Annotated in this window: 25 protein-coding genes and 1 tRNA gene; 14 read left to right on the top strand and 12 right to left on the bottom strand. The window is 68.6% G+C overall.

All coding sequences use genetic code 11. The features are described from left to right. Nucleotides 1-6 precede the first annotated feature (6 nt). Genes AB8M46_RS08210 through AB8M46_RS08195 form a run of 4 tightly spaced genes read right to left on the bottom strand, consistent with a single transcriptional unit; the run spans nt 7 to nt 2,096 of the window. Nucleotides 7-402: a PPOX class F420-dependent oxidoreductase gene (locus AB8M46_RS08210; protein WP_394359976.1), complete on the bottom strand. Its 396-nt coding sequence runs from the start codon at nt 400-402 to the stop codon at nt 7-9. A gap of 28 nt (nt 403-430) precedes the next feature. Further along, nucleotides 431-901 carry a 2-C-methyl-D-erythritol 2,4-cyclodiphosphate synthase gene (gene ispF / locus AB8M46_RS08205; protein ID WP_034310203.1) on the bottom strand — a complete coding sequence of 157 codons (471 nt, stop codon included), beginning with the start codon at nt 899-901 and terminating at the stop codon, nt 431-433. After that, a complete protein-coding gene (locus AB8M46_RS08200) occupies nt 898-1,545 on the bottom strand; it encodes a 2-C-methyl-D-erythritol 4-phosphate cytidylyltransferase (protein ID WP_394359975.1) in 648 nt (215 codons plus the stop codon). The genes ispF and AB8M46_RS08200 overlap by 4 nt, the downstream gene beginning before the upstream one ends. A gap of 59 nt (nt 1,546-1,604) precedes the next feature. Beyond that, nucleotides 1,605-2,096, bottom strand: a complete 492-nt coding sequence (locus AB8M46_RS08195; protein WP_005165253.1) for a CarD family transcriptional regulator — start codon at nt 2,094-2,096, stop codon at nt 1,605-1,607. 297 nt (nt 2,097-2,393) lie between these two features. Between AB8M46_RS08195 and AB8M46_RS08190 the strand changes: the two genes are divergently transcribed. Beyond that, nucleotides 2,394-3,122, top strand: coding sequence for a hypothetical protein (locus AB8M46_RS08190; protein ID WP_350595516.1), 729 nt, complete (start codon nt 2,394-2,396; stop codon nt 3,120-3,122). A 111-nt stretch (nt 3,123-3,233) separates the two neighbouring features. Next, nucleotides 3,234-4,592, top strand: a complete 1,359-nt coding sequence (radA, locus tag AB8M46_RS08185; protein ID WP_394359974.1) for a DNA repair protein RadA — start codon at nt 3,234-3,236, stop codon at nt 4,590-4,592. Here radA and AB8M46_RS08180 read toward each other — a convergent pair. Next, nucleotides 4,589-5,686 carry a CU044_5270 family protein gene (locus tag AB8M46_RS08180; protein ID WP_394359973.1) on the bottom strand — a complete coding sequence of 366 codons (1,098 nt, stop codon included), beginning with the start codon at nt 5,684-5,686 and terminating at the stop codon, nt 4,589-4,591. The genes radA and AB8M46_RS08180 overlap by 4 nt on opposite strands. 10 nt (nt 5,687-5,696) lie before the next feature. Next, the gene (locus AB8M46_RS08175; protein ID WP_037335389.1) at nt 5,697-6,326 is read right to left on the bottom strand and encodes an RNA polymerase sigma factor; all 630 of its coding nucleotides are present in this window, start codon (nt 6,324-6,326) and stop codon (nt 5,697-5,699) included. A 158-nt stretch (nt 6,327-6,484) separates the two neighbouring features. Between AB8M46_RS08175 and AB8M46_RS08170 the strand changes: the two genes are divergently transcribed. From AB8M46_RS08170 to AB8M46_RS08155, 4 genes are all read left to right on the top strand, one after another. Then, the gene (locus AB8M46_RS08170) at nt 6,485-7,138 is read left to right on the top strand and encodes a C39 family peptidase (protein ID WP_125733254.1); all 654 of its coding nucleotides are present in this window, start codon (nt 6,485-6,487) and stop codon (nt 7,136-7,138) included. A 120-nt stretch (nt 7,139-7,258) separates the two neighbouring features. Beyond that, nucleotides 7,259-8,215, top strand: a complete 957-nt coding sequence (locus tag AB8M46_RS08165) for a glycoside hydrolase family 6 protein (RefSeq protein ID WP_394359972.1) — start codon at nt 7,259-7,261, stop codon at nt 8,213-8,215. A gap of 166 nt (nt 8,216-8,381) precedes the next feature. Beyond that, nucleotides 8,382-9,434 (top strand): WD40/YVTN/BNR-like repeat-containing protein, encoded by a 1,053-nt coding sequence (locus AB8M46_RS08160; protein WP_394359971.1) that lies wholly within the window; start codon nt 8,382-8,384, stop codon nt 9,432-9,434. After that, nucleotides 9,435-9,707, top strand: a complete 273-nt coding sequence (locus AB8M46_RS08155) for a MoaD/ThiS family protein (protein WP_394359970.1) — start codon at nt 9,435-9,437, stop codon at nt 9,705-9,707. It abuts the gene before it with no gap. A gap of 78 nt (nt 9,708-9,785) precedes the next feature. Here the strand turns inward: AB8M46_RS08155 and otsB are convergent, their stop codons facing one another. The 3 genes from otsB to AB8M46_RS08140 all read right to left on the bottom strand — a co-directional run bounded on the left by otsB (nt 9,786) and on the right by AB8M46_RS08140 (nt 15,448). After that, complete coding sequence (otsB, locus tag AB8M46_RS08150; protein WP_037335403.1) at nt 9,786-12,314, bottom strand: trehalose-phosphatase; 2,529 nt, start codon at nt 12,312-12,314, stop codon at nt 9,786-9,788. A gap of 35 nt (nt 12,315-12,349) precedes the next feature. Beyond that, complete coding sequence (locus AB8M46_RS08145) at nt 12,350-13,801, bottom strand: trehalose-6-phosphate synthase (protein ID WP_016337688.1); 1,452 nt, start codon at nt 13,799-13,801, stop codon at nt 12,350-12,352. A gap of 81 nt (nt 13,802-13,882) precedes the next feature. Beyond that, a complete protein-coding gene (locus tag AB8M46_RS08140; RefSeq protein WP_037335406.1) occupies nt 13,883-15,448 on the bottom strand; it encodes a threonine/serine exporter ThrE family protein in 1,566 nt (521 codons plus the stop codon). 149 nt (nt 15,449-15,597) lie between these two features. On the opposite strand from AB8M46_RS08140, the gene AB8M46_RS08135 reads away from it, so the two are divergent. Together AB8M46_RS08135 and AB8M46_RS08130 are read left to right on the top strand one after the other, a co-directional pair. Next, on the top strand, nt 15,598-17,166 hold the full coding sequence (locus AB8M46_RS08135; RefSeq protein WP_394359969.1) for an alkaline phosphatase D family protein: 1,569 nt from the start codon (nt 15,598-15,600) through the stop codon (nt 17,164-17,166). Between the two features lie 44 nt (nt 17,167-17,210). Next, nucleotides 17,211-17,283: transfer RNA gene (locus AB8M46_RS08130), tRNA-Thr, on the top strand. Between the two features lie 65 nt (nt 17,284-17,348). On the opposite strand, the gene AB8M46_RS08125 is transcribed toward AB8M46_RS08130, so the two are convergent. Together AB8M46_RS08125 and AB8M46_RS08120 are read right to left on the bottom strand one after the other, a co-directional pair. Next, the gene (locus AB8M46_RS08125) at nt 17,349-18,242 is read right to left on the bottom strand and encodes a TIGR03619 family F420-dependent LLM class oxidoreductase (protein WP_016337685.1); all 894 of its coding nucleotides are present in this window, start codon (nt 18,240-18,242) and stop codon (nt 17,349-17,351) included. Between the two features lie 123 nt (nt 18,243-18,365). Next, nucleotides 18,366-18,731, bottom strand: coding sequence for a hypothetical protein (locus AB8M46_RS08120; RefSeq protein WP_394359968.1), 366 nt, complete (start codon nt 18,729-18,731; stop codon nt 18,366-18,368). A 182-nt stretch (nt 18,732-18,913) separates the two neighbouring features. Here AB8M46_RS08120 and AB8M46_RS08115 point away from each other — a divergent pair, with 182 nt between their 5' ends. The 3 genes from AB8M46_RS08115 (at nt 18,914) to AB8M46_RS08105 (ending at nt 22,764) form a co-directional block, all read left to right on the top strand. Continuing rightward, on the top strand, nt 18,914-19,705 hold the full coding sequence (locus tag AB8M46_RS08115; protein ID WP_394359967.1) for an ArsR/SmtB family transcription factor: 792 nt from the start codon (nt 18,914-18,916) through the stop codon (nt 19,703-19,705). A gap of 32 nt (nt 19,706-19,737) precedes the next feature. Continuing rightward, nucleotides 19,738-20,517: a DUF3800 domain-containing protein gene (locus AB8M46_RS08110; RefSeq protein WP_394359966.1), complete on the top strand. Its 780-nt coding sequence runs from the start codon at nt 19,738-19,740 to the stop codon at nt 20,515-20,517. A gap of 105 nt (nt 20,518-20,622) precedes the next feature. Next, nucleotides 20,623-22,764, top strand: a complete 2,142-nt coding sequence (locus AB8M46_RS08105) for a germacradienol/geosmin synthase (RefSeq protein ID WP_394359965.1) — start codon at nt 20,623-20,625, stop codon at nt 22,762-22,764. A gap of 4 nt (nt 22,765-22,768) precedes the next feature. On the opposite strand, the gene AB8M46_RS08100 is transcribed toward AB8M46_RS08105, so the two are convergent. Further along, nucleotides 22,769-23,956, bottom strand: a complete 1,188-nt coding sequence (locus AB8M46_RS08100) for a beta-1,3-glucanase family protein (RefSeq protein ID WP_037335427.1) — start codon at nt 23,954-23,956, stop codon at nt 22,769-22,771. Nucleotides 23,957-24,261: 305 nt separating this feature from the next. Between AB8M46_RS08100 and AB8M46_RS08095 the strand changes: the two genes are divergently transcribed. The 3 genes from AB8M46_RS08095 (at nt 24,262) to AB8M46_RS08085 (ending at nt 26,714) form a co-directional block, all read left to right on the top strand. Further along, entirely contained in the window at nt 24,262-24,882 is a 621-nt protein-coding gene (locus AB8M46_RS08095) for a sigma-70 family RNA polymerase sigma factor (RefSeq protein WP_037335430.1), read from the top strand. Between the two features lie 438 nt (nt 24,883-25,320). Beyond that, a complete protein-coding gene (locus AB8M46_RS08090) occupies nt 25,321-25,968 on the top strand; it encodes an ANTAR domain-containing protein (RefSeq protein ID WP_394359964.1) in 648 nt (215 codons plus the stop codon). Between the two features lie 32 nt (nt 25,969-26,000). Beyond that, complete coding sequence (locus AB8M46_RS08085; RefSeq protein ID WP_394359963.1) at nt 26,001-26,714, top strand: GAF and ANTAR domain-containing protein; 714 nt, start codon at nt 26,001-26,003, stop codon at nt 26,712-26,714.

The following is a 26,714-nucleotide window of genomic DNA, read 5'->3' as shown; positions in this document are numbered from 1 at the left end:
GCCTAATCACCGGACGTTCCCGGCGATCCGTTCGACGCGCAGGCGGACGATCACCCGCTCGACCTCGTCGCCCTCCGGCGGCGGGTCCTGGCCGAGGTACTTGTGGCTGAGCGCCTTCGGCAACGTCTTCCCGGGATCCGGGGTGATCGTGACCGTGCCGCGCAGCTGCGTGTGCCGGTACGGGTTCTCCGCGTCGGTGATCGACACGCTCGCGCGCGGATCGCGGCGCAGGTTTCGCACCTTCAGCCGGTCTTCGGTGGCGCTGAAGACCAGATCGCCGTCGTCGAGGCCCACCCAGACGACCGAGGTCTGCGGGCCGCCGTCGGCGTCCAGCGTGGCCACGGTCGCGAAGTTCTTGCCGTCCACCAGTGCACGGACCGGTTCGGGAAGTGTGACTGCCATGACAGCCCGAACCGGCTTCCGCCCGCGGCTATTCCTGCGAGGGCAGCAGCAATGCCGTCGCGAACGCCGCGATGCCCTCGCCGCGTCCGGTCAGGCCGAGTCCGTCGGTCGTCGTCCCGGACACGCTCACCGGCCCGCCGACGGCCTCGCTCAGCACCTTCTGCGCCTCTTCGCGGCGTTTCCCGACGCGCGGCGCGTTGCCCACGATCTGGACGGTCGCGTTCCCGACGGTCCAACCGCCCGCCTCGACCAGACGCCGCGCCTCCGCGAGGAATTCGACGCCGTGCTTGCCCGCCCAGCGCGGATCGCCGGTGCCGAACACCGCGCCGAGATCGCCGAGCCCGGCCGCGGACAGCAGCGCGTCGCACAGGGCGTGCGCGGCGACGTCGCCGTCGGAATGGCCGGCGCAACCGTCGACGCCGGGCCAGAGGAGCCCGGCGATCCAGCATTCACGGCCCGCCTCGACGGGGTGGACGTCGACGCCGTTCCCGATCCTCACAACACTTCCTCTTTCCCAGCGCGAGCGATCGCTTCGGCCAGTTTCAGTTCGAACGAGTTGGTGACGCGCATCGCATCAGGGTGTCCGGCGATGGTTTGCGCGCCGTCGAGAGACGGCTTGCCGGCATACGAGAGAAAAGTCTCACGAGTGAAGCCGAGCGGGGTTTGCGCCGTGCGCAGAAACGCGCGGTCTTCGGTCCCTGTAATCACTTTCGCCGCATCAGTCACCTTCACGGTGTCCGCCATCGGCAGTACGGGAATCACGAAAGGAGATCCCGCACGGACCGCGTCCACGACGGCACGGACAGTGTCCGGAGGAGTGAAGGCGCGCAGCGCGTCGTGCACGAGGAAGACCGGATTCCCGGAGATCTCTTTTTCGACGGTGTCGAAAGCATGCTTGAGCGACGAGCCGGGTACTATCCGGCAACGCTCCTCGAAGCCGCTCAAAGCGGCCGAAAACAAATCAGCACACCGCTCGGGGGCCGCTACGACCACCAGATCGAGATCCGGCAGAGCGAGCAGCCCCCGCACAGTGTGCGTGAGTAGCGCTTCACCATTGACCGGCGCGAGAGCGAGCTCCGCGTCGGAGGCATGGTGTCGAACGACAGTGACGAACACGATTGTGCTCATATGGACGGTGCTCATATGTGCGCGATCGTAGAGGTATCCCTCGCAGCCTCACCTGGCGTGGGACACCCGCCGGTTCAGACTGCCGCGGTTTCCAGAACTTCGTCGAGGAGGACTTCAGCCTTGTCCTCGTCGGTGCCCTCCGCGAGCGCCAGCTCGCTGACCAGAATTTGCCGCGCCTTCGCCAGCATGCGCTTCTCGCCGGCTGAAAGTCCGCGGTCCTTCTCTCGCCGCCAGAGGTCGCGCACCACTTCGGCCACCTTGTTCACATCGCCGGAGGCGAGCTTCTCGAGGTTGGCCTTGTACCGACGAGACCAGTTGGTGGGCTCCTCGGTGTGCGGAGCACGCAGAACGTCGAAAACCTTGTCCAGTCCTTCTTGCCCGACGACATCACGAACGCCGACGATCTCGGCGTTGTCTGCGGGCACGCGAACCGTAAGATCCCCTTGCGCGACTTTGAGGACGAGGTACTTCTTCTCCTCGCCCTTGATCACGCGGGTCTCGATGGCTTCGATGAGTGCGGCACCGTGGTGCGGGTAGACGACGGTCTCTCCGACCTTGAAAACCATGTGTCCTCTGCCCCTTTCGCTGAATTCATCTTAGCACGTGCCGACGAGGCCCACCTAGTGGCCCGCGATCGTCGTCGCAGGTCAGCGGCCTGACGGTGGTCCGCCCGGGGGTTGACAAACCCAATTCGCCCATGCTCACGCTGGTGAGAAGCGAACGATTTCCAAATCCTTTGTGGACGGTTGATCTTGGGCACGTCACCGCATTGGTGGGGTGCCAACACGCACCGGGTTCTTGGCCCGTGAAGGCGCCCGGCTAGTCTTCGCGGTGAAGAGGCCGTGAGATGGAAGGACTCCGACGTGAGGCTGCAGAATCGTCGCGTGTTCGGCGCAGGTGTGCTGGCGCTCGGCGCCGCGCTCGTGCTCGCCGGCTGCGGTGCTGGTCAGATCACCCAGACCGACTCGCAGCAGCCCGCGGTCAACGGGACGTACGCGCAGGCGAAGGACCTGGTGCTGCGGAACGCCGCGCTCCAGTTCCCGACCGAGGGGCAGGCGTACCCGGCCGGTGCCGCCGCGCCGCTGACGCTGACCATCGTGAACCAGGGCAAGCTGGACGACGAGCTCGTCTCGGTCTCCTCCGAAGCCGCCACCGGTGACGCCAAGATCACCGGCGCCAAGGTCGTCGTGGCGAGCCACGCGCTCGTGATCGGCCCGTCCGACGCGGTCGAGTCGACCAAGGAGGTGGCGCCGACGAGCGCCCCGGCGTCCTCCGCGCCGGCTTCGTCCTCGGGCGCACCGTCCTCCTCGGGGGCGCCCTCGTCTTCCGGCGCCCCGTCGTCGAGCGTCGCCGGGACGGTCACGCCGTCCGCGGGCCCGGAGCAGACCAACGCGCCGGACCAGGTGGGCAAGGCCACGATCGTCCTGCAGGGGCTGAAGCAGCCGGTGTGGGCGGGCCAGACCATCAAGGTCACCTTCGTCTTCAAGAACTCCGGCTCGATCACCGTCGACCTGCCGGTCGCGGCGCCGTCGCACCCGGGCAGCCGGGCGCCCGCGCCGGAGAAGCCCAAGGCCGAAGGCGGCGGGCACTAGCTCCCTCGTAAGTACATGAAGGCCCCCTTCCTTGCGCTTGGGTACAGGAAGGGGGCCTTCATGTACTTGTCGCTCCCCGGGTTTGTCGGTGGTGGCCGCTAGCCTCGCGGAGTGGTCAAGAAAGGCAGCACCTACCGCTGCGGTGAGTGTGGGTACGAGGCGCCGAAATGGGTCGGGCGCTGCCCCGAATGTCAGGCGTGGGGAACGCTCGAGGAACGCGGCGACGCCCGCCCCGCGATAGCCAGGGTCGCGGCGGGCGCGCCCAGTGCCCCGGCGCGTCCGATCGGCGAGGTCGACGTCGAGACGGCGCGCGCGAAGCCCACCGGCGTCTCCGAGCTGGACCGGGTGCTCGGCGGCGGGTTCGTGCCGGGCGCGGTCATCCTGCTCGCCGGGGAGCCCGGTGTCGGCAAGTCGACCCTCCTGCTGGAGGTCGCCTACCAGTGGGCGGCCACCGCGGGCCGCGCCCTCTACGTCACGGGTGAGGAGTCGGCGGGGCAGGTGCGGCTGCGCGCCGAGCGCACCGGCAACGTCCACGACGAGATGTTCCTCGCGGCCGAGAGCGATCTCTCCGCGATCCTCGGCCACGTCGACGCGGTCAAGCCGGGTGTGCTGATCGTCGACTCGATCCAGACCATGGCCTCCCCGCAGGTGGAGGGCGCGCCGGGCGGGGTCACCCAGGTCCGCGCGGTCACCTCCGGGCTGGTCGCGCTGGCCAAGGAACGCGGGCTGCCGATCGTGCTGGTCGGCCACGTGACGAAGGACGGCTCGGTCGCCGGGCCGCGGGTGCTGGAGCACCTGGTGGACGTCGTCCTGCAGTTCGAGGGCGACAAGCATTCGACGCTGCGGATGCTGCGCGGTATCAAGAACCGCTTCGGCGCCGCCGACGAGATCGGCTGCTTCGAACTGGTCGAGGAGGGCATCGTCGGCGTGCCCGACCCGTCGGGGCTGTTCCTCAGCCACACCGCGGAGCCGGTCGCGGGCACCGCGGTCACGGTGACCATGGAGGGAAAGCGGCCGCTGCTGGGCGAGGTGCAGGCGCTGGTGTCGGCGACCCAGTCACCGCAGCCCCGGCGCGCGGTGAGCGGTCTCGATTCGGCCCGTGTCGCGATGGTGCTGGCCGTGGTGGAGAAACGGGCGGGTATCAAGGTCGGCGACAAGGACGTCTACGTCGCGACGGTCGGCGGCATGAAGATCACCGAGCCTGGCATCGATCTCGCGGTCGTGCTGGCGCTGATGTCGTCGGCGAGGGACACGCCGCTCTCGCCCAAACTCGTCGCGATGGGCGAGGTCGGGCTCTCGGGTGAGGTCCGGCGGGTGCCGAGCGTCGGGCGGCGGCTCGCGGAGGCAGCCCGGCTCGGCTTCACGTACGCGCTGGTGCCGCCGGATTCCGGCAAGATCCCGCCGGGTATCCGGGTGCTGGAGGTGGCCGACGTCGGAAGCGCGCTCAACGCCGCGAAGCACGCTCGTTAGGGGCCGTCGTCGTCGGTGATCACCACCGAGATCGTCGTGTCGAACAGGGTCAGCCCCGGCCAGCCCTCCCGTTTGTCGTTCGCCCGGACGGCGCGGCTCCCGACGACGGCCGCCGTCGCCCGGTCGACGATGAACGTGCGTGTCCGGTCCGGCATCGTGACCGAGAACGACAACGCGGAGCGACCGTCAGGAGTGGTCACGGTCTCCAGGACGATGCCGGGCATTCTCGCGAGCGCTTTGCACAGAGCCACCCGTTGCGCGCCGAAGCCCTGGGACGAGCGCAGCACGTTGAACGCCATCTCGAACATCTCGGGCGGCGAGTTCGGCTGTTCCGCGGGGCGGCCGTCCGGCCAGATGCCGTCGTGGCGGAGCCGCTCGGCCATCTTCCCGGGGTCGATGGGCAGTTCCGCGAGGAAATCCGGGGAGGGTTGCGTCCAGCCGCTCTCCGAAGGGAGCCGGTCCTGGGGCGGGAGGATCGGAGGTGCCGGCGACGTCGTGGTGGTGGTGGGCGGCGGCACCTCGTTCACGCTGACCGAGGACGACGGGCCCGGCAGTGCCTCGCCGTTCCTCATCGCCGTCTGGTAGTCGCCCTTGACCCAGCGGATCTCGCCGGTGCCGGTGAACCGGGTCTTGAACGACTTCCAGCCCGGGACCGGCAGCCAGCGTTCGAGGATCTCGTGGGTCTGGTAGACCAGCCCGGACTTGGTGACACGAGTGGTCCAGGTGGACTCCGTGACGAGCCGGTACTGATCGTCGCGAAGCGGGAAGTCGTCGCCGTGGAGGGATTCGAGCGCTTCTTCGTTGGGGCCGACGACCGAATGGTCCGCGGGGGCCGGGCCGTCGCCGTCGGTGAAGGCGTTCGTCGCCACGATCCCTCCGCCCGACACCAGGGCCGCGGCCGCGGCGGCGGCGATCCATCGCCAAGCGCCGGGCCGTTTCCTCGGCGGGGGCGCGAGCCTCGGGAGCAGTTCGTCCTCGACCTCGCCGGCGGCGCGCAGAAGTGCCGCCTTGGCGCGGGACAGTTCGTCCCGCCGGGTTTCCGGTTCGGCGTGGAGGCAGGCCAGCGCCTCGTCGAGTTCGGCCTCCGACCACACCTTCCTGACGCTATCGCCGTGCACTTTCGCCCTCCTCGTTCCTGCTCGATCCGTCCTTTGTGGACTCCGGTGCGTTGGCGCGCAGCCATCTCCTGATGCGGTGCAGCCGTGATCTCACCGTCCCGGCAGGAATCCCCAACGCCTCGGCGACCTCGCCGGGATCCAGGCCCGCCCACGACACCAGCAGCAGGGTGTCGCGGTCCGCGACGCTCAGTTCGGCCAGTGCGCCCGCCAGCTGGGCCGCGCGGGACTGCGCGTCGACCCGCTCGGCGACACGGCCGTCATGCCCGGCCGAGACCGCCTGTCCGGCGGCCGCGAGCCGGGCCGTCGCGTTGAGAGCCCTCGTCTCGGTGCGGACATGATGCCGCAGCAGGTTCGTCGCGATGCCGTAGAGCCACGCCCGCGCCGTCCCGGCCTCCGGGCGGTACGTCTCGCGCCGCCGGAGCGCCACGAGGAACGTCTCGGCGACGAGGTCGTGCGCGGTCTCCGTGCCGACGCGGCGCGCGAGATAACGCTGCAGCGGGGCCGCGTGAGCGTCGAAGAGCATGCCGAAGACGGGTGCGGGATCGGGGCCACCGAGATCGGGTCTGTCCGGTCCGCGCGAGCCGGCCTGCTCGTGATCGTCTTTCATCACCTGCACGATCGCTATTGCCCGATGGCGCTCGAAGCGTTCATCCGATCCTACTTTCGTCGTGGGCCGACCGGGGAAAGCGCAGGTGAAGCCGCAGACAAAAGCCCCAGGACCGGCGATCATGTTCACTATTCACCATTCAAAAGTGAAACTGGGGAAGGATTACCATGCGTCGACTCAGGACCGTGGTCGTCGCCGCGCTCGCGGCGTCCGCCTTGATCACCGCTCCGGCGGTGGCCGTCGCTCAAGGTAAGACAGTCGTCGATGTGGAGTCGATGGCGCCGCCGGCCAAGGTCGAAGGGGTCAGGGCGGCCGCCGAACTCAACATCCAGTACCAGATCCAGGAGACCGGGTACTGGTGCGGCCCGGCCGCCACCCGTATCGCCATTTCGGCCAAGAACGGCAATCCGCCGAGCCAGCAGCAGCTCGCGAACGAACTGCCGACCACCACCAACGGCACCGACTGGATCGGGCAGGTCACCCGCGTCCTCAACAACCACGTCGCCGGCGGCTGGTACGAGACCAAGGAGATGCCGAACGACCCGCCGACCCAGGCGCAGCGCGACCTGCTGTGGCGCGACATCGTGCTGGACGTCGACAAGGGCTACGCGATCGTCGCGAACATCGTCGCCCCGGCGAACAACCACCCGCCGGGCTACCCGAACTACACGATCTACCACTACTTCACGATCATCGGCTACAACAGCGACAACATGACGGTGAAGATCGCCGACCCGGCCAACTTCGGCGGCAACCAGATCTACTGGCTCACCTTCAACCAGCTCGCGACCCTGATCCCGCCGAAGGGCTACTCGGCCTGACCCGCGCCCTCCCGCATTTCGTCCTCTGAATGCGTTACTTGCGTGCGCAAGGATCGCATTCAGAGGACGAAACGCGTGGGTTGTACGAATCTTGTACGGAAGAGCCCGAAGCTGGGGGACATGCGCATCAAGACGCTCGGTCTGCTGGCCGCCTCGTTGCTGGCCCTGGTCGCCTCGCCGGCCTTGGCCGCCGACGGCAACCCGCTCGAGAAGACCAACGGCTTCTATGTCGACCCGAACTCCAACCCCGCGGTCTGGGTCAAGGACCACCCGGGCAGCACCGCCGACAAGATCAAGGCCGCCATCTCCACCAAGGCGGGCGCGCGCTGGTTCGGCAACTGGAGCGGGAACATCAAGACCGCGGTCGACGGCTACACCTACGCCGCCGACGTCGCGGACAAGCTGCCGATCCTGGTCGCGTACAACATCCCCGGCCGTGACTGCGGCGGTCACTCCGGCGGCGGCGCGGGCAGCCCTGACGCCTACCGGACCTGGATCTCGAACTTCGCCGACGGTATCGGCGGCAAGCCCGCGGTCGTCGTCATCGAGCCGGACGCGCTCGCGCAGCTCGACTGCCTGCCCACCGGTGAGCGCCAGACCCGCCTCGACCTCCTCAAGTACGCCGCGGAGCAGTTCGCCGCGAAGGCCCCGAACACCTGGGCGTACATGGACGGCGGCAACTCGACCTGGATCCCGGCCGCGACCATGGCCGACCGGCTCAACGCCGTCGGGGTGAAGTCGATCCGCGGTCTCGCGATCAACGTGTCGAACTACAAGACCACCACCGACTCGGCGAACTACGGCAAGGCAGTCAGTGCCGCGCTGTCGAGCAAGTACGGCTACACCAAGCCGTTCGTGATCGACACGAGCCGCAACGGCAACGGCCCGCTGGGCTCCGAGTGGTGCAACCCGGCCGGGCGCAAGCTCGGGGCGACCTCGCAGACCGGTGGCGGCGCCGAGATGCTGCTCTGGGTCAAGGTGCCCGGCGACTCCGACGGCAAATGCGGGATCGCGCCGAACGTCGAAGCCGGTCAGTTCAGCCCCGATCTCGCCCTGCGCCTGATCAGCGGTACCTGACCGCCCCCGAAAGCCCGTCGCGCCGGCTGCTCGTCTGTGACCCTCGTTCTCCCGAGAAGGCGAAGGCCACGACCCCTTGGACAGCAGCCGGCGCGACGCCTCCATTTCCCCGCTCGCGGTAGTACGGTGACCTGGGTCACATAACCGGAGCGAGGAGGACGGCGTCGTGGAGTTCCAGCTGGGGATCGGTACCAGGAAGGGCTTGTTCCTCGCCCGGAGCGGGGATCGCGAGAACTGGGCACTCTCCGAGCCGAAGTTCCCGATGGAGGCCGTGCGCGCGGTCGCGCTGACCCCCGGCAAGGTCTACGCGGCCGCGGTCAACGAACACTTCGGACCGACGATCGCGACGTCCGAGGATTTCGGCGAGAGCTGGTCCGAACCCGATCACGCCCCGGTCGCCTTCCCCGCCGACACGGAGACCGCGCTCGAAGGCATCTGGCAGATCGTGCTCGCCGGTGACGTCGTCTACGCCGGTGTCGAGCCGTCCGCTCTGTTCCGGTCCGAGGAGGGCGGCGAGACCTTCGAACTCGTGCGCGGGCTGTGGGATCACGAGCACCGTCCACACTGGACACCCGGTGGCGGCGGCCAGATGATCCACACGATCCTGCCGCATCCCAGCGATTCCCATCGGATCACCGTCGCCATGTCGACGGGCGGCGTCTACCGGACCGAGGACGGCGGCAAGAGCTGGACGGCGTCGAACCGCGGGATCAGCGCGGGATTCCTGCCCGACGAGGAACCCGAGTTCGGGCAGTGCGTGCACAAGGTCGCCATGCATCCGGCGCGGCCCGAACGGTTCTTCCTGCAGAACCACGGCGGTGTCTACCGCAGCGACGACGACGCGAAGACGTGGAAGTCCATCGCCGGCGGCCTGCCGAACGACTTCGGATTCGCCATGGTGGTCCATCCGACCGAGCCGGACACCGTCTACAACTTCCCCTTGGTGGCCGACGTGCTCCGGTTCCCGCCGGAGGGCCGCTGCCGCGTCTACCGCAGCGAGGACGCGGGCGAGACCTGGACGGGACTCGGAAACGGCTTGCCGGACAAGGGTTTCTACGCTGGCGTGCTCCGGGACGGCATGTGCGTCGATGCGCGGGACGGGATCTACTTCGGCACCCGATCCGGTGAAGTGTGGGCCAGTCCCGACGGGGGCGACATCTGGCATCAGGTGGCCGCGCATCTGCCGGACGTGCTGTGCGTCCGGGCCCAGGTGGTCTAGATGGTCCGGGTCCTGCTGCCCGCGATGCTGCGACCGCTCGCGGGCGGTGCGGGGGCGCTCGACGTCGACGCGCCGACGCTCGACGCGGTCCTGGACTCGCTCGGTGACGGTTTTCCCGCGCTGGAACGACGTTTGCGCGACGAGACGGGGGCGCTGCGGCGCTATGTGAACTTCTACGTGGACGGTGAAGAATGCCGTCGTCTCGATGGGGCCAAGACTTCGCTCGCGGAGGCGAAGGAAGTCCAGATCATTCCGTCGGTCGCCGGGGGTTGAGCGGCAGCCGGATGTCAGGAAAGGGTCGTTCAGGACGAAAAACGTCCTGAACGACCCTTTCCTGACACGTGAAGCGATCTACTGGGAAAGCAGGTTCGCGCACCGGATCAGCCCGATGTGCGAGTACGCCTGCGGGTGGTTGCCCAGCGAGCGCTCCGCGATCGGGTCGAACTGCTCGGGCAGCAGGCCGGTCGGGCCCGCCGCGTCGACGATCTGCGTGAACAGTTCCTCGGCCTCGGTGCGCCGCCCGGTGAGCAGGTACGCCTCGATGAGCCAGGCCGCGCAGATGTGGAAACCGCCCTCGCCACCGGGAAGGCCGTCGTCGCGGCGGTACCGGTACACGGTGGACCCACTGCGCAGTTCCGCCTCGATCGCCGTCACCGTGGACTGGAAACGCGGGTCGGCCGGATCGATCAGCCCGGTCAGCCCGACGAACAGCGAAGCGGCGTCGAGGTCCGTTCCGTCGTAGGCGGTGGTGAAGGCCTGGACCTCTTCGTTCCAGCCCTTCTCCAGCACGTCCGCGGCGATCTCGTCACGCAGCGAAGGCCACGCGCCCGGCACCTCACGGCCGTAGACCTCGCCGAGTTTGACCGCCCGGTCGATGGTCACCCAGCACATCACCCGCGAGTACACCCGGTGGCGCGGCACGTGCCGCTCCTCCCAGATGCCGTGGTCCGGCTCGTTCCAGCGCCGCGTGACGGCCTCGGCCATCGCGCGCACCATCTGCCAGTCCTCGTCGCGCAGTTCCCCGCGCGCCTCCGCCAGCGTCTGCACGAGTTCGACGACCGGGCCGAACACGTCCAGCTGCACCTGGTGGTTCGCCAGGTTGCCGACGCGGACCGGCCGCGAACCGGCGTATCCGGGCAGCGATTCGATGACCGCTTCGGCGCCGATCACGCTGCCCGCCAAGGTGTACAGCGGGTGCAGCCGTTCCGGACCGGCCAAAGTGGACAGAACGCCGTGCAGCCACCGGAGGTAGCCTTCGGCCTCTTCGGTCGAGCCGAGGTGAACCAGTTCGCGCACGGTCATGGCCGCGTCGCGGATCCAGCAGTAGCGGTAGTCCCAGTTGCGGACGCCGCCGATCTCCTCCGGCAGCGAGGACGTCGCCGCCGCGAGCACGCCGCCGGTGTCGGTGTTCACCAGCCCGCGCAGGGTGAGCGCCGAGCGGCCGACGAGGTCGGTCTGGACGCTGGGCAGTTTGAGCGTCCGCGCCCACGTGCTCCAGTAGTCGCCCGCGCGCGTCCGTCGCTCCACTTCGGACAGTTCGTGCTCGCTGAGATCCGAAGTGCCGCAACGGAGTTCGAGCACCACCGGGTTCTCCGGCGAGGGGGTGACCAGCGCGGTCGCGGTGTCGTTCATGCCGTCGGAGGTGATCTCCCACTCCACGCCGGGCGAGCGCAGCGCGAACGGTTCCGAAGTGCCCTGCACCAGGATCCCGTCGCCCTCGGCGACCAGCTTCACCGGCACACCGCCGAATTCGGGCCGCGGCGCGAACACGATCTCCGCCGCCGTCTCACCCGAGATCACCCGGACGAGATCCGTGCGGTGTGCGGGGCTCTCCGGCTCCAGGTAGTCGGTGACGAGCAGCCGCGACCAGCGGGTCTCGACGGTCATCGTGTTCGGCAGGTAACGCTGCCCGAGCGGCAGGCCGTTGCGGTGCGGTTTGATCGAGAAGTGACCAGCGCCGGCACCGCCGAGCAGGTCCGCGAAGATCGCGGGCGCGTCGGGGCCGGGGTGGCACAGCCAGGTCAGCCGGGCGTCCGGCGTGACCAGCGCGACCGAACGTTCGTTGGCCAGCAGGGAAAGCCGCTCGATCGGCGGGGCCTGCTCGCCGTAGAGCCAGTTGCGCCGCTCTTCGAGCAGGAAGGCGAGCGCCATCGCGACGTCGACCGTGTCCGGAACCCGGTACTGGGCCAGGCTTTCGCCGTCGCCGACCTTCACGCCGAGGTCCGGGCCGGAGATCCGGGCGAACGCCTTCTCGTCGGTGACGTCGTCGCCGAGGAAGACCGCCGCCGTCGCGCCGACCTGGTGGCGCAGGGTGTCCAGCGCGCGGCCCTTGTCCGTCTGGACGACCGCGAGCTCGACGACCTCCTTGCCGTCGGTCGTGGACACGCCCTCCCACTTCGAAGGTCCATTGTGGACATCACGAAGGACCCGGCGGCCCGCCTCGTGCTCGGCGCGGCGGACGTGCACCGCGATGCTCGCGGGTTTGACCTCGAGCGAGACGCCCGGCACGTCGAGCACCAGGTTCTCCAGCTCGGCCTCGAGCCGTCTGTGGAGTTCGCGGGCCTTGTCGTCGAGCGCGTGGATGAAGCCGATGTCGAACTCGGATCCGTGGCTGCCGACCAGGTTCACCTCGGCCGGAAGGCGGGAAAGAGTGGCGAGATCACGCAACGCGCGGCCGGAGATGACCGCGGTGGTCGTCTCGTGCAGGCCGGCCAGCGACCTGAGCGCACCTACCGATTCGGGCAGGGGACGGGCTTCGTCCGGGTTGGCCGTGATCGGAGCCAGCGTGCCGTCGTAGTCGCAGGCGACCAGCAGCCGCGGGGTGCGCGCGACCTGAACGATCGCACGCCGCAGCTCGGCGGGCAGTGCCTCGGCGGTCAACGATTTCTCCTCGGGAACTATGCGGGGTAGGGGGATCAGTCGGCCGGTTCGGCACCGAGCGCTTGGAGGAACGAGCGCGCCCAGCGGTCGACGTCATGCGTGAGGACCTGTCGACGCATGGCGCGCATACGGCGGCGTCCCTCTGCGGGGTCGAGCGTAATGGCAGTCTCCAAGGCGTTCTTCACCCCGTCCAGATCATGCGGGTTGACCAGGAGCGCACTGGTCAGCTCGGCCGCGGCGCCGGCGAACTCCGAAAGCACGAGCGAACCGCCCAGGTCGTGGCGGCAGGCGACGTACTCCTTGCAGACGAGGTTCATCCCGTCACGCAGGGGAGTGACCACCATGACGTCGGCCGCGGAGAAGAACGCGGCCAGTTCCGTCCGGTTCACGGACTGATGCAGATAATGCACGACCGGGTGACCCACGCGCGCGAATTCGCCGTTGATCCGTCCGACCATCTGCTCGATGTCGCCGCGCATCCGCTGGTAGTGCTCGACGCGCTCGCGGCTCGGCGTGGCCAGCTGGACGAACGTCACGTCCTCCGGACGGACGCGGCCTTCGTGCAGCAACTCGTGCAGCGCCTGCAGCCGCAGGTCGATGCCCTTCGTGTAGTCGAGCCGGTCGACGCCGAGCAGGACCTTCTTCGGGTTGCCCAGGTCACGGCGCAGCTGGGCGGCGCGTTCGGCGACGCCCTTGGTCTTGGCGAGTTTGTCGAGGCCGATGGCGTCGATGGAGATCGGGAACGCGCCGACCCGCACCGTGCGGTCGCCGACCTGCATCAGGCCGGGGCGGGTGCGGATACCGACCGCGCCGCGGCTGGATTCGAGCCCGGCCAGCTGCCGCGCCAGCCAGAGGAAGTTCTGCGCGCCACCCGGCCGGTGGAATCCGACGAGGTCGGCCCCGACCAGGCCGCGGACGATTTCGGTCCGCCACGGCATCTGCATGAACAACTCGACCGGGGGGAACGGGATGTGCAGGAAGAACCCGATCCGGAGATCGGGCCGCAGCTCGCGGAGCATCGCCGGGACCAGCTGCAGCTGGTAGTCCTGGATCCACACGGTCGCGCCCTCGGCGGCGACCTTCGCGCTCGCCTCGGCGAAGCGCCGGTTCACCCGGACGTAGGACTCCCACCAGCTCCGGTCGAACACCGGCCGCGCCACCACGTCGTGGTACAGCGGCCAGAGCGTCGCGTTGGAGAAGCCCTCGTAGTAATCGCGGACGTCGTCCGACGTCAGGGAGACCGGGTGCAGCACCAGGCCGTCGTCGTCGAACTCCTCGACGTCGACGTCGGGCACACCCGGCCACCCGACCCAGGCTCCCTTGCGTGACCGCAGGAACGGTTCGAGCGCGGACACCAGCCCGCCCGGGCTCGCCGTCCAGCGCCTGCTCCCGTCGGCGGTCCGTTCGAGGTCCACCGGGAGCCGGTTCGCCACCACCACGAAATCCGCGGAGGCCGTTCTGCTCGTCTCGGCAATCACTTCGTCCACCAGCCGCTCCCTCGAATCGCGGGTCGCTGCCCTAAGCGGAAACCCTATCGCGCGAGGAGGCCGCGGCCCGTGGCCGAGCGATCACTCCAAGCGTCGTTCGGCGGGTTCCAGCGGACCCGCCATCCGCGGCCCGGCGAATTTGCGTTCCAGCCTGCCGAGCCCCGTGCGCACCGGTTGCGCCAGGTATTCGCCGAGTACCACACCCGCTGCCAGGGCAAGCCCGATCGCGACCGCGGTCATCAGCGTCGAGATGTTCCCGCCGGGCTCGACGCCCAATTGGTATAGACCACGATAGGTGGAGAGACCGGGGAGGAGGGGCGTGATGCCGGACACAGCCACCACGAGCGGCGTCACCTTGAGGCGCCTGGCGAGCACGCCGCCGCAGAACCCGACCAGCGTGGCGGCGACCGCGGAGGAGCTGACGGCCTGGAAGTCGGTCAGCATCAGCGCGCCGTACACGGCGCCGCCGATCGCCCCGGCCGCGCCCGCGACGATCATCGCGCGCAGGGTCGAATACGAGGCGAGCGCGAAGCAGGCCGACGCGCCGACGCTGCCGATGACGATGATCGGCAACTGCTGCGGGGTCGAGGAAACGACCTCGGGCAGCGGTGTCAGCGGCAGGCCGAGCAGGACCGCGATCTTCAGTGCGAGCACCACACCCGCGATCAGCCCGGCGCTCATCAGCGCGGTCTCGGTCGTACGCCCGGCCGCCGTGACGTAGTAGCCGGTGATGGCGTCCTGCACGGCGGAGACCGTGGAGAGCCCGGACAGCAGCACGGTGACGGCCGCCGCGACGACCAGCGTGGGTTTGTCCGTGGTGAGCAGGTTGCTGCTGACTATCGCCATCGCGGACAGCGTCGCGACCAGGCCGCCGATCACCTGCTGGAAGAAGAACGGCAACGCGAAACGGTTCAAGAACCGGCCGAGCCGGTCGATGACCGCGCTGATCACCAGCGCGACCAGCGCGACGTCGATGCTGCCGCCGAGGATCAGGGTGATGAACGCGGCCAGCCCGCCCCAAGCGGCCGTGGCCACCCAACGGGGGTACGGGTGCGGCGCGGTCGTGATCCGCTGCAGTTCCTGCTGGGCCTCTTCGGCGCCGATGTTGCCGCGGACGATCCGGCGGACCAGGGTCTCGGTCTGGGTCAGCCGCGTGTAGTCGAGGCTGCGCGAGCGGACCACGCGCAGCGCCGTGACCGGGGCCATGTCGGTGCCGCGGTGGCAGGTCACCGTGATCGACGTGAAGATCACGTCGACCTCGCAGTGCGGGAGGCCGAGCGCGGAGGTCAGCGCGATGATCGTCGCGGTGACGTCGGAGGCGCCGGCGCCGCTCGACATCTGGACCTCGCCGATGCGCAGGACGAGGTCCAGGACGAAGTTGACCGTCGTGTCGTCCGGCGGCTGCGGGCCCATCGCCTCGTCGACGTCGACGGCGGGCTGCTCCGCCGTCGGCGCTTCGAGGATCTGCCAGGCGCGGCGGCGCAGCAGATTCGGCCGGTGCGAGCGAGTCTGGGGGATCGATCGCTCTCCGTCACGCTGGCGCGGCGCTTCCAGCAGCCATTCGCCACGTTCGGGTGTTTCGTCCTGGTTCTTTTCGGCACCGCGTTCGCCGCGCTGGGCTCCCTTGGTGTGCTCGTTGATCTTCATGATCGATCCACCTCCTCACTCTGGTTCGAGGGACTTTCCCGAGGAGCATCGGGGCCGGTGCCTCGACCGTTGCAGGAAACCCGAAGTGGCGTCCGCCACGTCGGAGGAAGATCATCGCGACGCCGCCGGTTTACGGCACACTGCATGTCATGGCGTCCTCCGTGAGCAGGCGTTCCGTTCTTCGCGCGGCCGGTGTCACCGCTGCCGGGACCGCGGCGACGTTCACCCTTTCGGGTGCATCTAGCGGGGCGGAAGCCCCGGTTTTCGCGCACGGGGTCGCCTCGGGTGACCCGATGCCCGATTCGGTCCTTCTCTGGACCCGCGTCACCCCTTCGCCCGAGGCCGTTCCGGGATCCGGAAAAGGGGCGACGGTGGACGTCCGGTGGGAGGTGGCCGAGGACGCCGGCTTCACGCGCGTCGTCGCTCGCAGTCACCTTCGGACCGGGCCGGAACGCGATCACACGGTGAAGGTGACGGCCGGCGGGCTGTGCGCGTCGACCGGGTACTGGTACCGGTTCACGTCTCAGGGGAAGGTCTCGCAGACCGGCCGGACCCGCACGGCGCCTCCGCGCGACGAGGACGTCGAAAGCCTGCGCTTCGGCGTGGTCTCGTGTGCGAACTGGGCTGTCGGTCACTTCGCCCCCTACGGCTATCTGGCCGGCCGCGATGATCTGGACGCCTTCATTCACCTGGGTGACTACCTCTACGAAGGGAATCCCAACCCTGCGGGTGATCTCCGGCCTTCGGTACCGCCCAACGAGTTGATCACCCTGGCGGACTACCGGCAACGTCACGCGATGTACAAGACCGACGATCACCTGCGGCGGCTTCACGCCCGGCATCCGATGATCGCGACCTGGGACGACCACGAGGCCGCCGACAACGCCTGGTCCGGCGGATCGCCGTCACACGACCCGGCGACCGAGGGCGACTGGGCGGACCGGCTGCGGGCCGCGCACCAGGCGTACTTCGAATGGATGCCGGTGCGGCATCGCGGCGACCGGCTGTACCGGCGGCTGAAGTTCGGGACGCTGGCCGACCTGACCATGCTGGACCTGCGGACGTACCGGACGCGGCAGCCCGGCCCGGTCTCGGCGGAGGACACCATCCTCGGCGCCGATCAGCGGCAGTGGTTCCTGGACGGCCTCGCGCGCGGGACCGCGTCCTGGAACTTGATCGGGAACTCGGTGATGGTCACGCCGATCAAGATCCCCGCGCTGCCCACACGCGAACGGCTCGCGCTCGGCGACCTGCTCGACGGCCAGCCGACCACGGTCAACACCGACCAATGGGACGGCTACACCGCCGACCGCCGCCGCGTCCTCGGCACCATCGCCGCGCAAGGCCGGGGCAACACGGTGTTCCTGACCGGCGACGTCCACTCGTCGTGGGCGAACGACGTGCCGCGAGACGGAACGAGCGTCGCCGTCGAGTTCGTCTGCTCGTCGGTCACCTCGGACAACATCGACGAGCAACTGGGCGTCCCGCCGCGGACCGGCTCGCTGAAGGTCGAAGCCGCGATCCGCGCGCTGAACCCGCACGTGCGTTTCGTGGAACTGGACTCGCACGGCCCGGGCGTCCTCGAAGTGACCCCGGACGCCGTCCGGATGAACTGGTACTACGTCGCCGATCGCCGGGATCCGGCGACCGCCGTGACGTTCGCGCACGCCTTCCGGACGGTGGGCGGGGACCCGCGGGTGCGCCCTGCGGAGCGCTGAACGGGCGCCGATATACTTGCCTCGCCCAGGCTGTCCTGGGCGAGGCCGCAATAGCTCAGCTGGTAGAGCATCTGTCTTGTAAACAGAAGGTCAGGGGTTCGAGCCCCCTTTGCGGCTCCCGATCGACATGCTGACGCCTCGCGTTTCGCGGGGTCTGTTCATGGCCCCTATGGGCTCCGCTTTCAGCCTCGGGCGGTCAGTTCCAGCAGGCGGCCGGTGAGGTCGATGTGTTCTTCCACGCTGCTGGTCAGGTAGGTGAGGTCGACGAAGGTGTGGTCCGGCGCAAGTGTCGCGACGATCTTCGTCACCGACTCGGCGATGAGTTCCGGCTTCGTGTCCGGGGCGGCGTTCACTCGCAGTGCCACGCCCAGTGTCCGCGGGTCGCGACCGGCTTGTTCGGCGTCGGCCCGGATCTTGGCCAGGGTGGAGGTGAGCATGTCGGCGGGGATGGTTTCGGGCACCGTCCAGACCGGCAGCCAGCCATCCGCCCGCTCGGCGACCCGGCGCAGTGCCCTCTCGCCGAACCCGGCCAGGTGCACGGGCGGCTTGCGTACCGGTTTCAGGTGGACGTGGGTCTCCGGAATCGTGTAGCCGATGCCGTTGTGTGACACGGTGTCCTTGGTCCACCAGGTGTCGAGGAGATCGAGTAGATCGTCCAGCCGCTTGCCGCGTTCCGCCATCGGAACGCCGACGGCCGCGTATTCGTCGGGTGACCAGCCGATGCCCAGGCCGGGGAGCAGCCGGCCGTTGCTGGCAACGTCGATGCTGGTCAGCAGCCGGGCGAAGTTGGCGGGCTGGTACTGCGTCGCGTTGATGGTGCTGGACCCGAGGATCGCGGTTTCGGTCACGGCGGCCGCGACGGCCAGTGCGGTGAACGGATCTTGGGCGGTCCAGAACTCCTCGGGCATGGTGTCGTAGCCCGGGTAGGCCACCTCCGGGTTCACCGGCGACAGCAACCGGTCGCCGACCCAGAGACTGGCCGCCCCGGCCTGCTCCGCCGTACGCGCGTACCGCGCGATCCCACCTGGTGTGGCCGCCGCCTTGCCGAACACCGGAAGGCTGAACCCAAGACGCATCGATACTCCCCTGAGGTATGGACGGACCGTATCGGCCTTGGTGCCACTAGTACTCGCATTTGGTTGCGCGTTCAAGTATCTCGGGTGGAGGGACGCACGATCGGCAGACTTCCACCGCGGTCATCAAGGCGCCGCCGCTTCCCGTGGCAGGGGCTGGATCCGGCTCAGCTGTACGAGGCTGAAGCCGAACAGCAGGACACCGAGCGGGACGTGGACCGCCGTCACGTGCGCGATCCCGAGGAACACCTGCACCAGCGTGAGACCGAGGAACACGGCCGCGGGCAGGATCGGCTTGGCGGAGCCGCCACCCGGCCGCCACACGAGGATCGCGATGAGCACGTGCAGCATCGCGACGACGAACAGCGTGTAGGCCGTGGCGCTGTGCAGGGTGTGGCCACTCGGCACGGTCAGCAGGAGACCGGCGGAGATCGGGGTGAGGAAGACGGCCAGGGTCTGCACGGCGATCGCGACGCGCAACGGGGTCGGCATGGGAACTCCTTCGAGTGGATGTGTCACCGCCTGGACGAGGGAGCCGCGGGAAACGTGACGGGGCGTTCGCGGGCTCCCATGCCCGCGCCGAACCCACGGACCTGGCGAGCGCCTTGACATGCAGCCGCACGGCTGCCTAATCTGCAAAGGCAGCCGCGAGGCTGCATATCTGGGAGAGCGGCATGGACGAGGTCTTCAAAGCACTGGCCGACCCGAGCAGGCGGCGGTTGCTCGACGACCTGAACGCCCGCAACGGGCAGACCCTGCGCGAGCTGTGCGCGGGGCTGGACATGGCGCGGCAGTCGGTCAGCAAGCATCTGGCCGTGCTGGAAGCGGCGAATCTGGTGACCACGGTGTGGCGTGGCCGCGAGAAGTTGCACTACGTGAACGCGGAGCCGATCAACGCGATCGCCGAGCGCTGGATCGACCGGTACCACCAGGGCCGGGTCGACGCGCTCGCCGACCTCAAGAAGGCATTGGAGCAGGAACCCATGAGCACCGACGAATTCGTGTACACTAGCTACATCAGGACGACGCCGGAGCGGCTTTGGCGGGCGCTCACCGATCCGGTCTTCACCAAGCGGTACTGGGGTTGCGAGTTCACCTCGGACTGGAAGGCCGGGTCGACGATGGCCTGGGAACAGCTCGGCGTGAAGCTGGAGGATCCCGAACAGGTCGTCCTCGAGTCCGACCCGTACCGGCGGCTGTCCTACACCTGGCACACCTTCACACCGGAGTTCGCCAAGTCGGTCGGCCTCGACGACGACGTGTCGGCGAAGCTTCAGGCCGAGTCGCGGTCGAAGGTGACGTTCGATCTCGAACCCGTCGGCGACATGGTGAAGCTGACCGTGGTGCACGACGGTTTCGACCAGGGCAGCACCGCGCTGGAGATGGTCAAGGGCGGCTGGCCGTCGATCCTGTCGAGCCTCAAATCGCTGCTGGAGACCGGCGAGCCGCTGCCCGAACCCGCGTAACCCGGTCGACCCGGCCCTCCCGATCGGGCACGATGCGCAGCGTGCCCCTGGAGATCGCCTGCGACGAGTCCGGGGCCGAGGGCGAGAAACTGATCGGCGGCCGGACCGGCGTGTTCGCGCACGCGGGGGTCCGGCTGAGCCTCGAAGAGGCCACGGCCTGCCTGGTCGAGCTGCGGCGGAGGATCCGCTCGCCGGCGGTCGAGTACAAGGCGAACCACCTCCTCCGCACGAAGCACCGGCGGGTGCTCGAATGGTTCCTCGGTCCGCGCGGCCCGGTCCACGGGCGTGCGCAGGTGTACCTCGTGGACAAGAAACGGCTGCTGGCGAACGAACTCCGGGCGCTCGTCGGCCCGGAAATCCGGCCGGACGACGAGCTCCTCGCCGCGTTCAACGACGTGCTGCGGACCAGGAACCGTCGCGATCCGGCGACGGGGTCGTTCTTCGCGATGGCCGGGGACACCGCGGAATTGAGGGCGAGGGTCGGCCGGGCGCGTGACGCCAAGATCCTCGATCCGCTGGTGCCCGCGATCCTCCGCGCCATCGAGTACTGGAGCGCGGGAGGGGAGCCGGTCTTCCTCGTCCACGACGAACAACCGTCGCTCAAAGGCGACCGGCTCGCCCGGATCGAGGCGAGTCCGGGATTGGCCGGGGTGAAGTTCGTGGATTCCCGGACCGATCCGCGGGTGCAGGCCGCCGATTTCCTCGTCGGCGTCGCCCGCCGGATCGCGGAGGACGCCTTGAACGGGAACGGTGACGAGATATTGACCGGATTGCTCGTGCCGTATGTCGATCCCGAGTCACTCTGGGACTGATTCACTCCATGGCGCACCGAATCGCTCGGGTGGACGGTTGCCCGGCGCGGCGACGGGCTGGAAACGTCGGAACGGATCCGACCCCGGCCCGGGAGGCAGTCGCAGATGCAGGCTTTCACCTTGCCCGAGTTCTACCTGCCGCATCCGGCCAGGATGAATCCGCACCTCGAAGCGGCGCGGGCGCACAGTATGTCCTGGGCCAGGGAAATGGGGATGCTCGATTCGCCGTCGCCGTCCGGTGACGTCGTCTGGACCGAGCAGGCGCTGGCGAAAATGGATTACGCGCTGCTCTGCGCGCACACCCATCCGGACTGTGACGGGCCGTCCCTCGATCTGGTCACGGACTGGTACGTGTGGGTGTTCTTCTTCGACGACGATTTCCTCGCGCAATTCAAGTGCACCCGTGACACCGAGGGCGCCAAGGCCTATTTGGACCGCTTGGAACTGTTCATGACCGGGCCCGGAGAAAGGTCGCCGGAACCCGGGAATCCCGCCGAAGCCGGGCTCGAAAATCTTTGGGCACGCACCATTCCTTCGATGTCCGAGGCCTGGCGACGACGCTTCGTCACCAGCACGCAAAATCTGATGGTCGAATCGCTCTGGGAACTGGACAATATCGACCGCGGCCGTATCGCGAACCCCATCGAATACGTCCAGATGCGCCGTCGTGTCGGCGGGGCGCCGTGGTCGGCGAACCTCATCGAGTTCGCCGTCGGTGCCGAGGTACCGGACGGGATCGCGGCGACCAGGCCGATGGAGGTGCTGCGTGACACGTTCGCCGACGCCGTCCACCTTCGCAACGATCTCTTTTCCTACCAACGCGAAGTGCGCGAGGAGGGCGAGAACTCCAACGCCGTCCTCGTCTTCGAGAAGTTCCTCGACTGCCCGACGCAGGAAGCCGCCGAACTCACCAACGACCTGCTGACCTCGCGCTTGCAGCAGTTCGAGAACACCGCGCTCGTCGAGGTGCCCGCGTTGCTCGCCGAGCGCGATGTCTCGCTGCCCGAGCAGATCGCGGTCGGCCTGTACGTCAAAGGCCTGCAGGACTGGCAGTCCGGCGGTCACGAATGGCACACCCGGTCGAGCCGGTACATGAACGAGGGAGCGGCCGCCAACGGGCCGGGCCTCGTTCAGCGGATACGGCAGCAGGCGCCGCCGCCGTTCGCGAAAACCGGGCACCTGCCGTTGCCGGAATTCCGCATGCCGTATCCCGTGCGCACCAGCCCCCACCTCGCCGCCGCCCGCGAATACGCGCCCGGTTGGGCGCGGGAGACGGGGATGCTCGACGGCGGGATCTGGGACGATCGCCGGTTCCGCGGGCTCGACCTCGCGTATTGCGCCGCGATGATCGACCCGGACACGGACCTCGACGGGCTGAAGCTGTCGACCGACTGGCTCACCTGGGGCACGTTCGGCGACGACTACTTCCCGCTGGTCTTCGGGGCGAAACGGGACGCGGTCGCCGCGAAACTGTGCAGCGACAGGCTTTCCCTGTTCATGCCGCTCGAAGGCGAGCCGGTGCCGAAGCCGTCGAACCCGATCGAGGTCGGCCTCGCGGACCTGTGGGGCCGCACCGCGGGACCGCTGTCCCCGCGCACGCGCGCGGGTTTCCGGCAGGCGGTCGAGAGCATGACCGCGAGCTGGGCCTGGGAGATCGGGAACCAGGCGCAGAACCGCGTCCCCGACCCGGTCGACTACGTGGAGATGCGGCGGCGGACGTTCGGCTCCGACCTGACCAAGAGCCTCGCGCTCCTCGAACTCGGCGACGTCGTGCCCGCCGAGCTCTTCGGGAACCGGGTGCTGTTCGAACTCGACACGGCGGCGCAGGACTACGCGGCGTTCTCCAACGACCTGTTCTCGTACCAGAAGGAGATCGAATACGAGGGCGAGACGCACAACCTCGTGTACGTCGCCGAGCGGTTCCTGGACGTCGACCGGATCGAGGCCCGCGACATCGCCGCCCGGCTGATGAACGCGCGGATGACGCAGTTCGAGCAGCTCGCCGGCGAGGATCTGCCGCGGATGTGCGACGACCTCGGGCTCGGCGACGACGTCCGCGCGGCGGTCACCGGGTACGCGGACCACCTGAAGGACTGGATGGCGGGAATTCTGGAATGGCACCGGAAGTGCGTGCGGTACACGCCGGAAGAGCTGGCGCGCGTCCACGCTCCCGAGCCGCCGGTGTTCTCGCTCGTGCCGAGCGGGATCGGCATGTCGGCGTGGCGGATCGGGAGCGGGGCGCGCTGATCGCCTAGAACGCGGTCAGCGTGATCCGCGCGGTCCGCGGATCCCCGTCGTGCACCAGCGACTCGAAGTGCCCGACGTCGTCGAAAGCGAAGCCGTACGCCTTCCCGTCGACCATCTGCTCGTGCACGATCCGCGAGTAGTGGTCGGTCACGGACTGCTTGTAGAACTGGCCCGCGTCATACGTCGGCTGCGTGTGCAGCGAGCCGAGCGTCGAGCGGTGCAGCGCCGCGCACAGGGTCCGCGCGATCGGGCCGACGACCTGGTCGTTCGGCGCGTGCAGGCGCCCGTCGCAGTTGAAGACGTCGCGGGTGCTCGGCTTGCTGAACGACGCCACTTCGGCGCCCGAGGTGTCGGTGAAACGCAGGACGTCGTCCCCGCCGGTGCGGCCGGTGAACTTCTTGCCGGGTTCGGCCTCGAACGGGACGACGGTGAGCGGCGTCGACTTGTAGGTGTTCCAGGCGCTCGTGACATAGCCGTCGAGGTAGTTGCCGGCGAACTTGCCGGTGTCGAGCCCCTTGCCCGGTGCGAGGACCCGCAGCCGGTTGTACACCAGGTTCGAGAACCCGGACTGGCCTTGGACGGCGTTGAAGACGTTCTCGCGGCCACCGGGCTTCAAACGGCCGGCTTCCTTGCTCGCGCCCGCCCCGTTGGTCAGCCCGACGGCGTGCGGCACGCTGAACATGTCGACCTGCGAGCTGTTGATGAACAGCCCGCCGTTGTCGTAGGTGAATTCGCTCCAGTCGAACAGGATGTCGCGGTTCGGGTCGCCGTCGGCCCACGGCGCGGGCTGCACCAGGCCGTCCGGGGTGAGGAAGAATTTGATCTTCTGCCCGAACGACATGTAGACCCGGCCCGAGAGCATGCGCGGGATCCGCAGGGTGGTCGAGCCGCCGTTGCCGGGGCCCGCGATCGAGACGTCCGGCGCGGGGCTCGGCGGGTTCGCGCCCGGCGGCCACGCGGTGAAGGCGCCGGCGGCGTTGACGTAGCCGAGTTTCCCGGTGTTGAGGTTCGTGCCGAGCACGTAGAGGTGGACCGCGTCTGAGCGGTTCGAATTGTTCGTCACGGTCAGCGGCAGCGGATCGGGGCCCGCGGCGGCCGCGGTGGACGCCGAAAGCGCCGAAACACCGGTGACCAGGGGGAGGGCGACCGCCAACGCGGTCAAAACGCGCCGGACCTTCTTGCGGATGCGCACAGTTCACTCCTCGGCGGAATCCCGTCGCGGAGCGTGGACGCGCCGCGGCGGTGCTTGCGGATGTCGGCCGGGGGCGCGTTCCCGGCCTGGGCGTGACCTTGGCGAGGGGTCTCAGCACGGGAAGTTACGTCGCGGGACGCCGACATGTCCAGACCACTGGTGGGAATCTGTCCGGTTTTCCGCCCAGGCGGACAATTCGTCGCGGCCCCTTCGTCGATTGAGGTGGCCGGATTCCTCGACTACCGTTGTCCGGGTTCCGTCCTGGACCCCGGCGGCCGGGTTTTCTCATCCGTGGGGAGCGGGACATGAGCGACGAATTTCCGATGCGAAGAACCGGCGGCGGCGAGACGTGGATTTCCGCCGCCGGCTGGGACGGCCTCGCCAAGGCCGCGGCGGACGGTGAGCCGCACGGCATGGACGATCTCATGTCCGCCGTCGCGGCGTGGGCACGGCAGTACGCCGAGACCCGCCTCGGCGGCCATGAGCTCACCTACCTCGAACCGGCCGACGTCGCACAGGAGATCTGCCTCGCGGTGTTGGTCGCCGTCCCCGGATACGGCGTACGCGGCGGTTCCTTCCTCTTCCTCCTGCGCGCCATCGCGGCGAACAAGGTCGCCGACGTCTTCCGGAAGGCGGCGCGGAGCAAGCAGGTGCTGACCGGAGAACTCCCCGAACGCCCGGCCGGACCGGCGGACGAACCGGAGCAGCGCGCGTTGCGGACCGATCTCGGGGTCCGGCTCGGCAGGCTGATGCGGATGCTGCCCGTCTCGCACCGCGAGGTGCTGGGGATGCGGGTGATCGGCGAGCTGACGTCGAACGAGACCGCGGCGGCGCTCGGGACGACCTCGTCACGGGTGCGCGTGACCAAACATCGCGCGATCAGCAGGCTGCGGGCCTGCGCTCAGCGCCAGGACGCCTTGAGCTGAATACGGATCAACAACCGGACCAACGGATTCTCCCGTTTGGCGCGGGTTTCGAGAATGCGAACGCACATGGCCCCTCCAGAGCTCGCCGGCGAGCACCGTTGCCGAGGGCCAGGACAAGCGGTCTCAGTTTCCACCCTAGGCGCGGTCCGGGGAGCCGGAACCGGCTGAACGGACCATTGACGGCCACCAGCACCCGCCATTCAGCCCTTCGGGCTACTGCATTAGTGCCGAAGAAGTCGTTGTGGGCACGGCAAAGAGCGGAAACGTGGGAGGATGGTCGCGGCGCGAACGGCAGGTTCGCACTGTTCGCCCCTGACCTCGGCGATCCCGTCCGGCACCGGACAACGCCGAGAGGCAGACATGAGGCCTGCAAGGCCCGATCACACCGCACTGGTATGGGCGAGGTTGCGTAACCTCGCTTCGGAATCCGGATCCGCGGTGACAGTGGAACACGCGTGCATCGTCTGCGGAGAGGTTCTCGAGGCCGCGGGCGTCGGCCTCGCACTCGCCGCGAAAGGAGGTCCCGCCGAGCCGGTCTTCGCCACCGACCAACGCAGCAGGGAATTGGAAGACCTGCAGTTCACCCTGGGAGAAGGACCGGCGCTGGAGGTGATGGACGGCGGGATGCTCGTCGTCGTCACCGACCTGACCGATTCGGAGGCGTCGCTCCGGTGGCCGCTGTTCGCCCCCGAGGCGATCGACAGAGGCGTCAAATCGATCATCGCGGTGCCCATTCAGGCCGGGGCGATCAAACTGGGCGTCGTCGACTGCTATCGCGAACTCGCCGGGCTCCCTTCGGTGAACGGCCAAGCGGAGGCACTCGTCTGCGCCGAAGCCGCGATCACCCTCGCCGTCGCCGATGACGACATCGGCAGACCCGGCCTCGCCGAACTGATCGACCTCGAATTCACCCAGCACCGTGCTCAAGTCCACCAGGCCGCGGGCATGGTGTCGGTCCAGCTCGACATCGGGCTCAGGGACGCGCTCGCCCGCTTGCGTGCCCACGCCTTCGCCAACGGCCGCAAGCTGAGCGAGGTGGCCGAGGACGTGGTGACGCGCAGGTTCGCGTTCCGGCCCGGCTCGTGATGGGTCGTGTGCCTAAGGAGAGAACGGAAAAGATGACCGACTCGGCGACCGCCTTGCGGGAAACCTTCGTGCAGCTGGCGGACACGCTTGTCGACGACTTCGACCTCATCGAGTTCCTCGACCTGCTCGCGTACAGATGTGTCGAGCTGCTCGGCGTCTGCACCGCGGGCCTGCTGCTCGCCGACCCGCGCGGCACGCTCACCATGGTGGCCGCCTCCGACGAACAAACCCGGTTGCTCGAATTGTTCCAGCTGCAGAACTCCGAGGGGCCGTGCTTGGACTGCTACCAGTCCGCCGAGCCGGTGAGATGCGTGGATCTGGTGCGTGCGCGCGGAAGATGGCCAAAGTTCGCCCGGGAGGCGGAAAACGCCGGATTCCGTTCCGTGTACGCGTTGCCGATGCGGTTGCGGGAAGACGTGATCGGCGCGCTGAACCTGTTCGGCACGCGTCCCGCGTTGCTCGACGACGACGGATTGCGGCTGGGACAGGCACTCGCGGACATCGCCACGATCGGCATCGTGCATCACCGCCTGCTGCAGCGGCAGGAGATCATCACCGCGCAACTGCAGACGGCGTTGAACAGCCGGGTGATCATCGAACAGGCGAAAGGCGTGCTGGCTGAACGGCTCCGCGTTTCGATCAGCGACGCGTTCGGCGTACTACGCGCCTACGCGCGGAGCAACAACCGCAAGATCCTCGCCGTCGCGACGGGGATCATCGATCGCACAGTGGAAATCCGGCGCTGA

This window comes from Amycolatopsis sp. SB7-3 (assembly GCF_041021335.1).
Taxonomy (GTDB): domain Bacteria; phylum Actinomycetota; class Actinomycetes; order Mycobacteriales; family Pseudonocardiaceae; genus Amycolatopsis; species Amycolatopsis japonica.
This window is presented reverse-complemented; position numbering and strand designations above follow the sequence as displayed.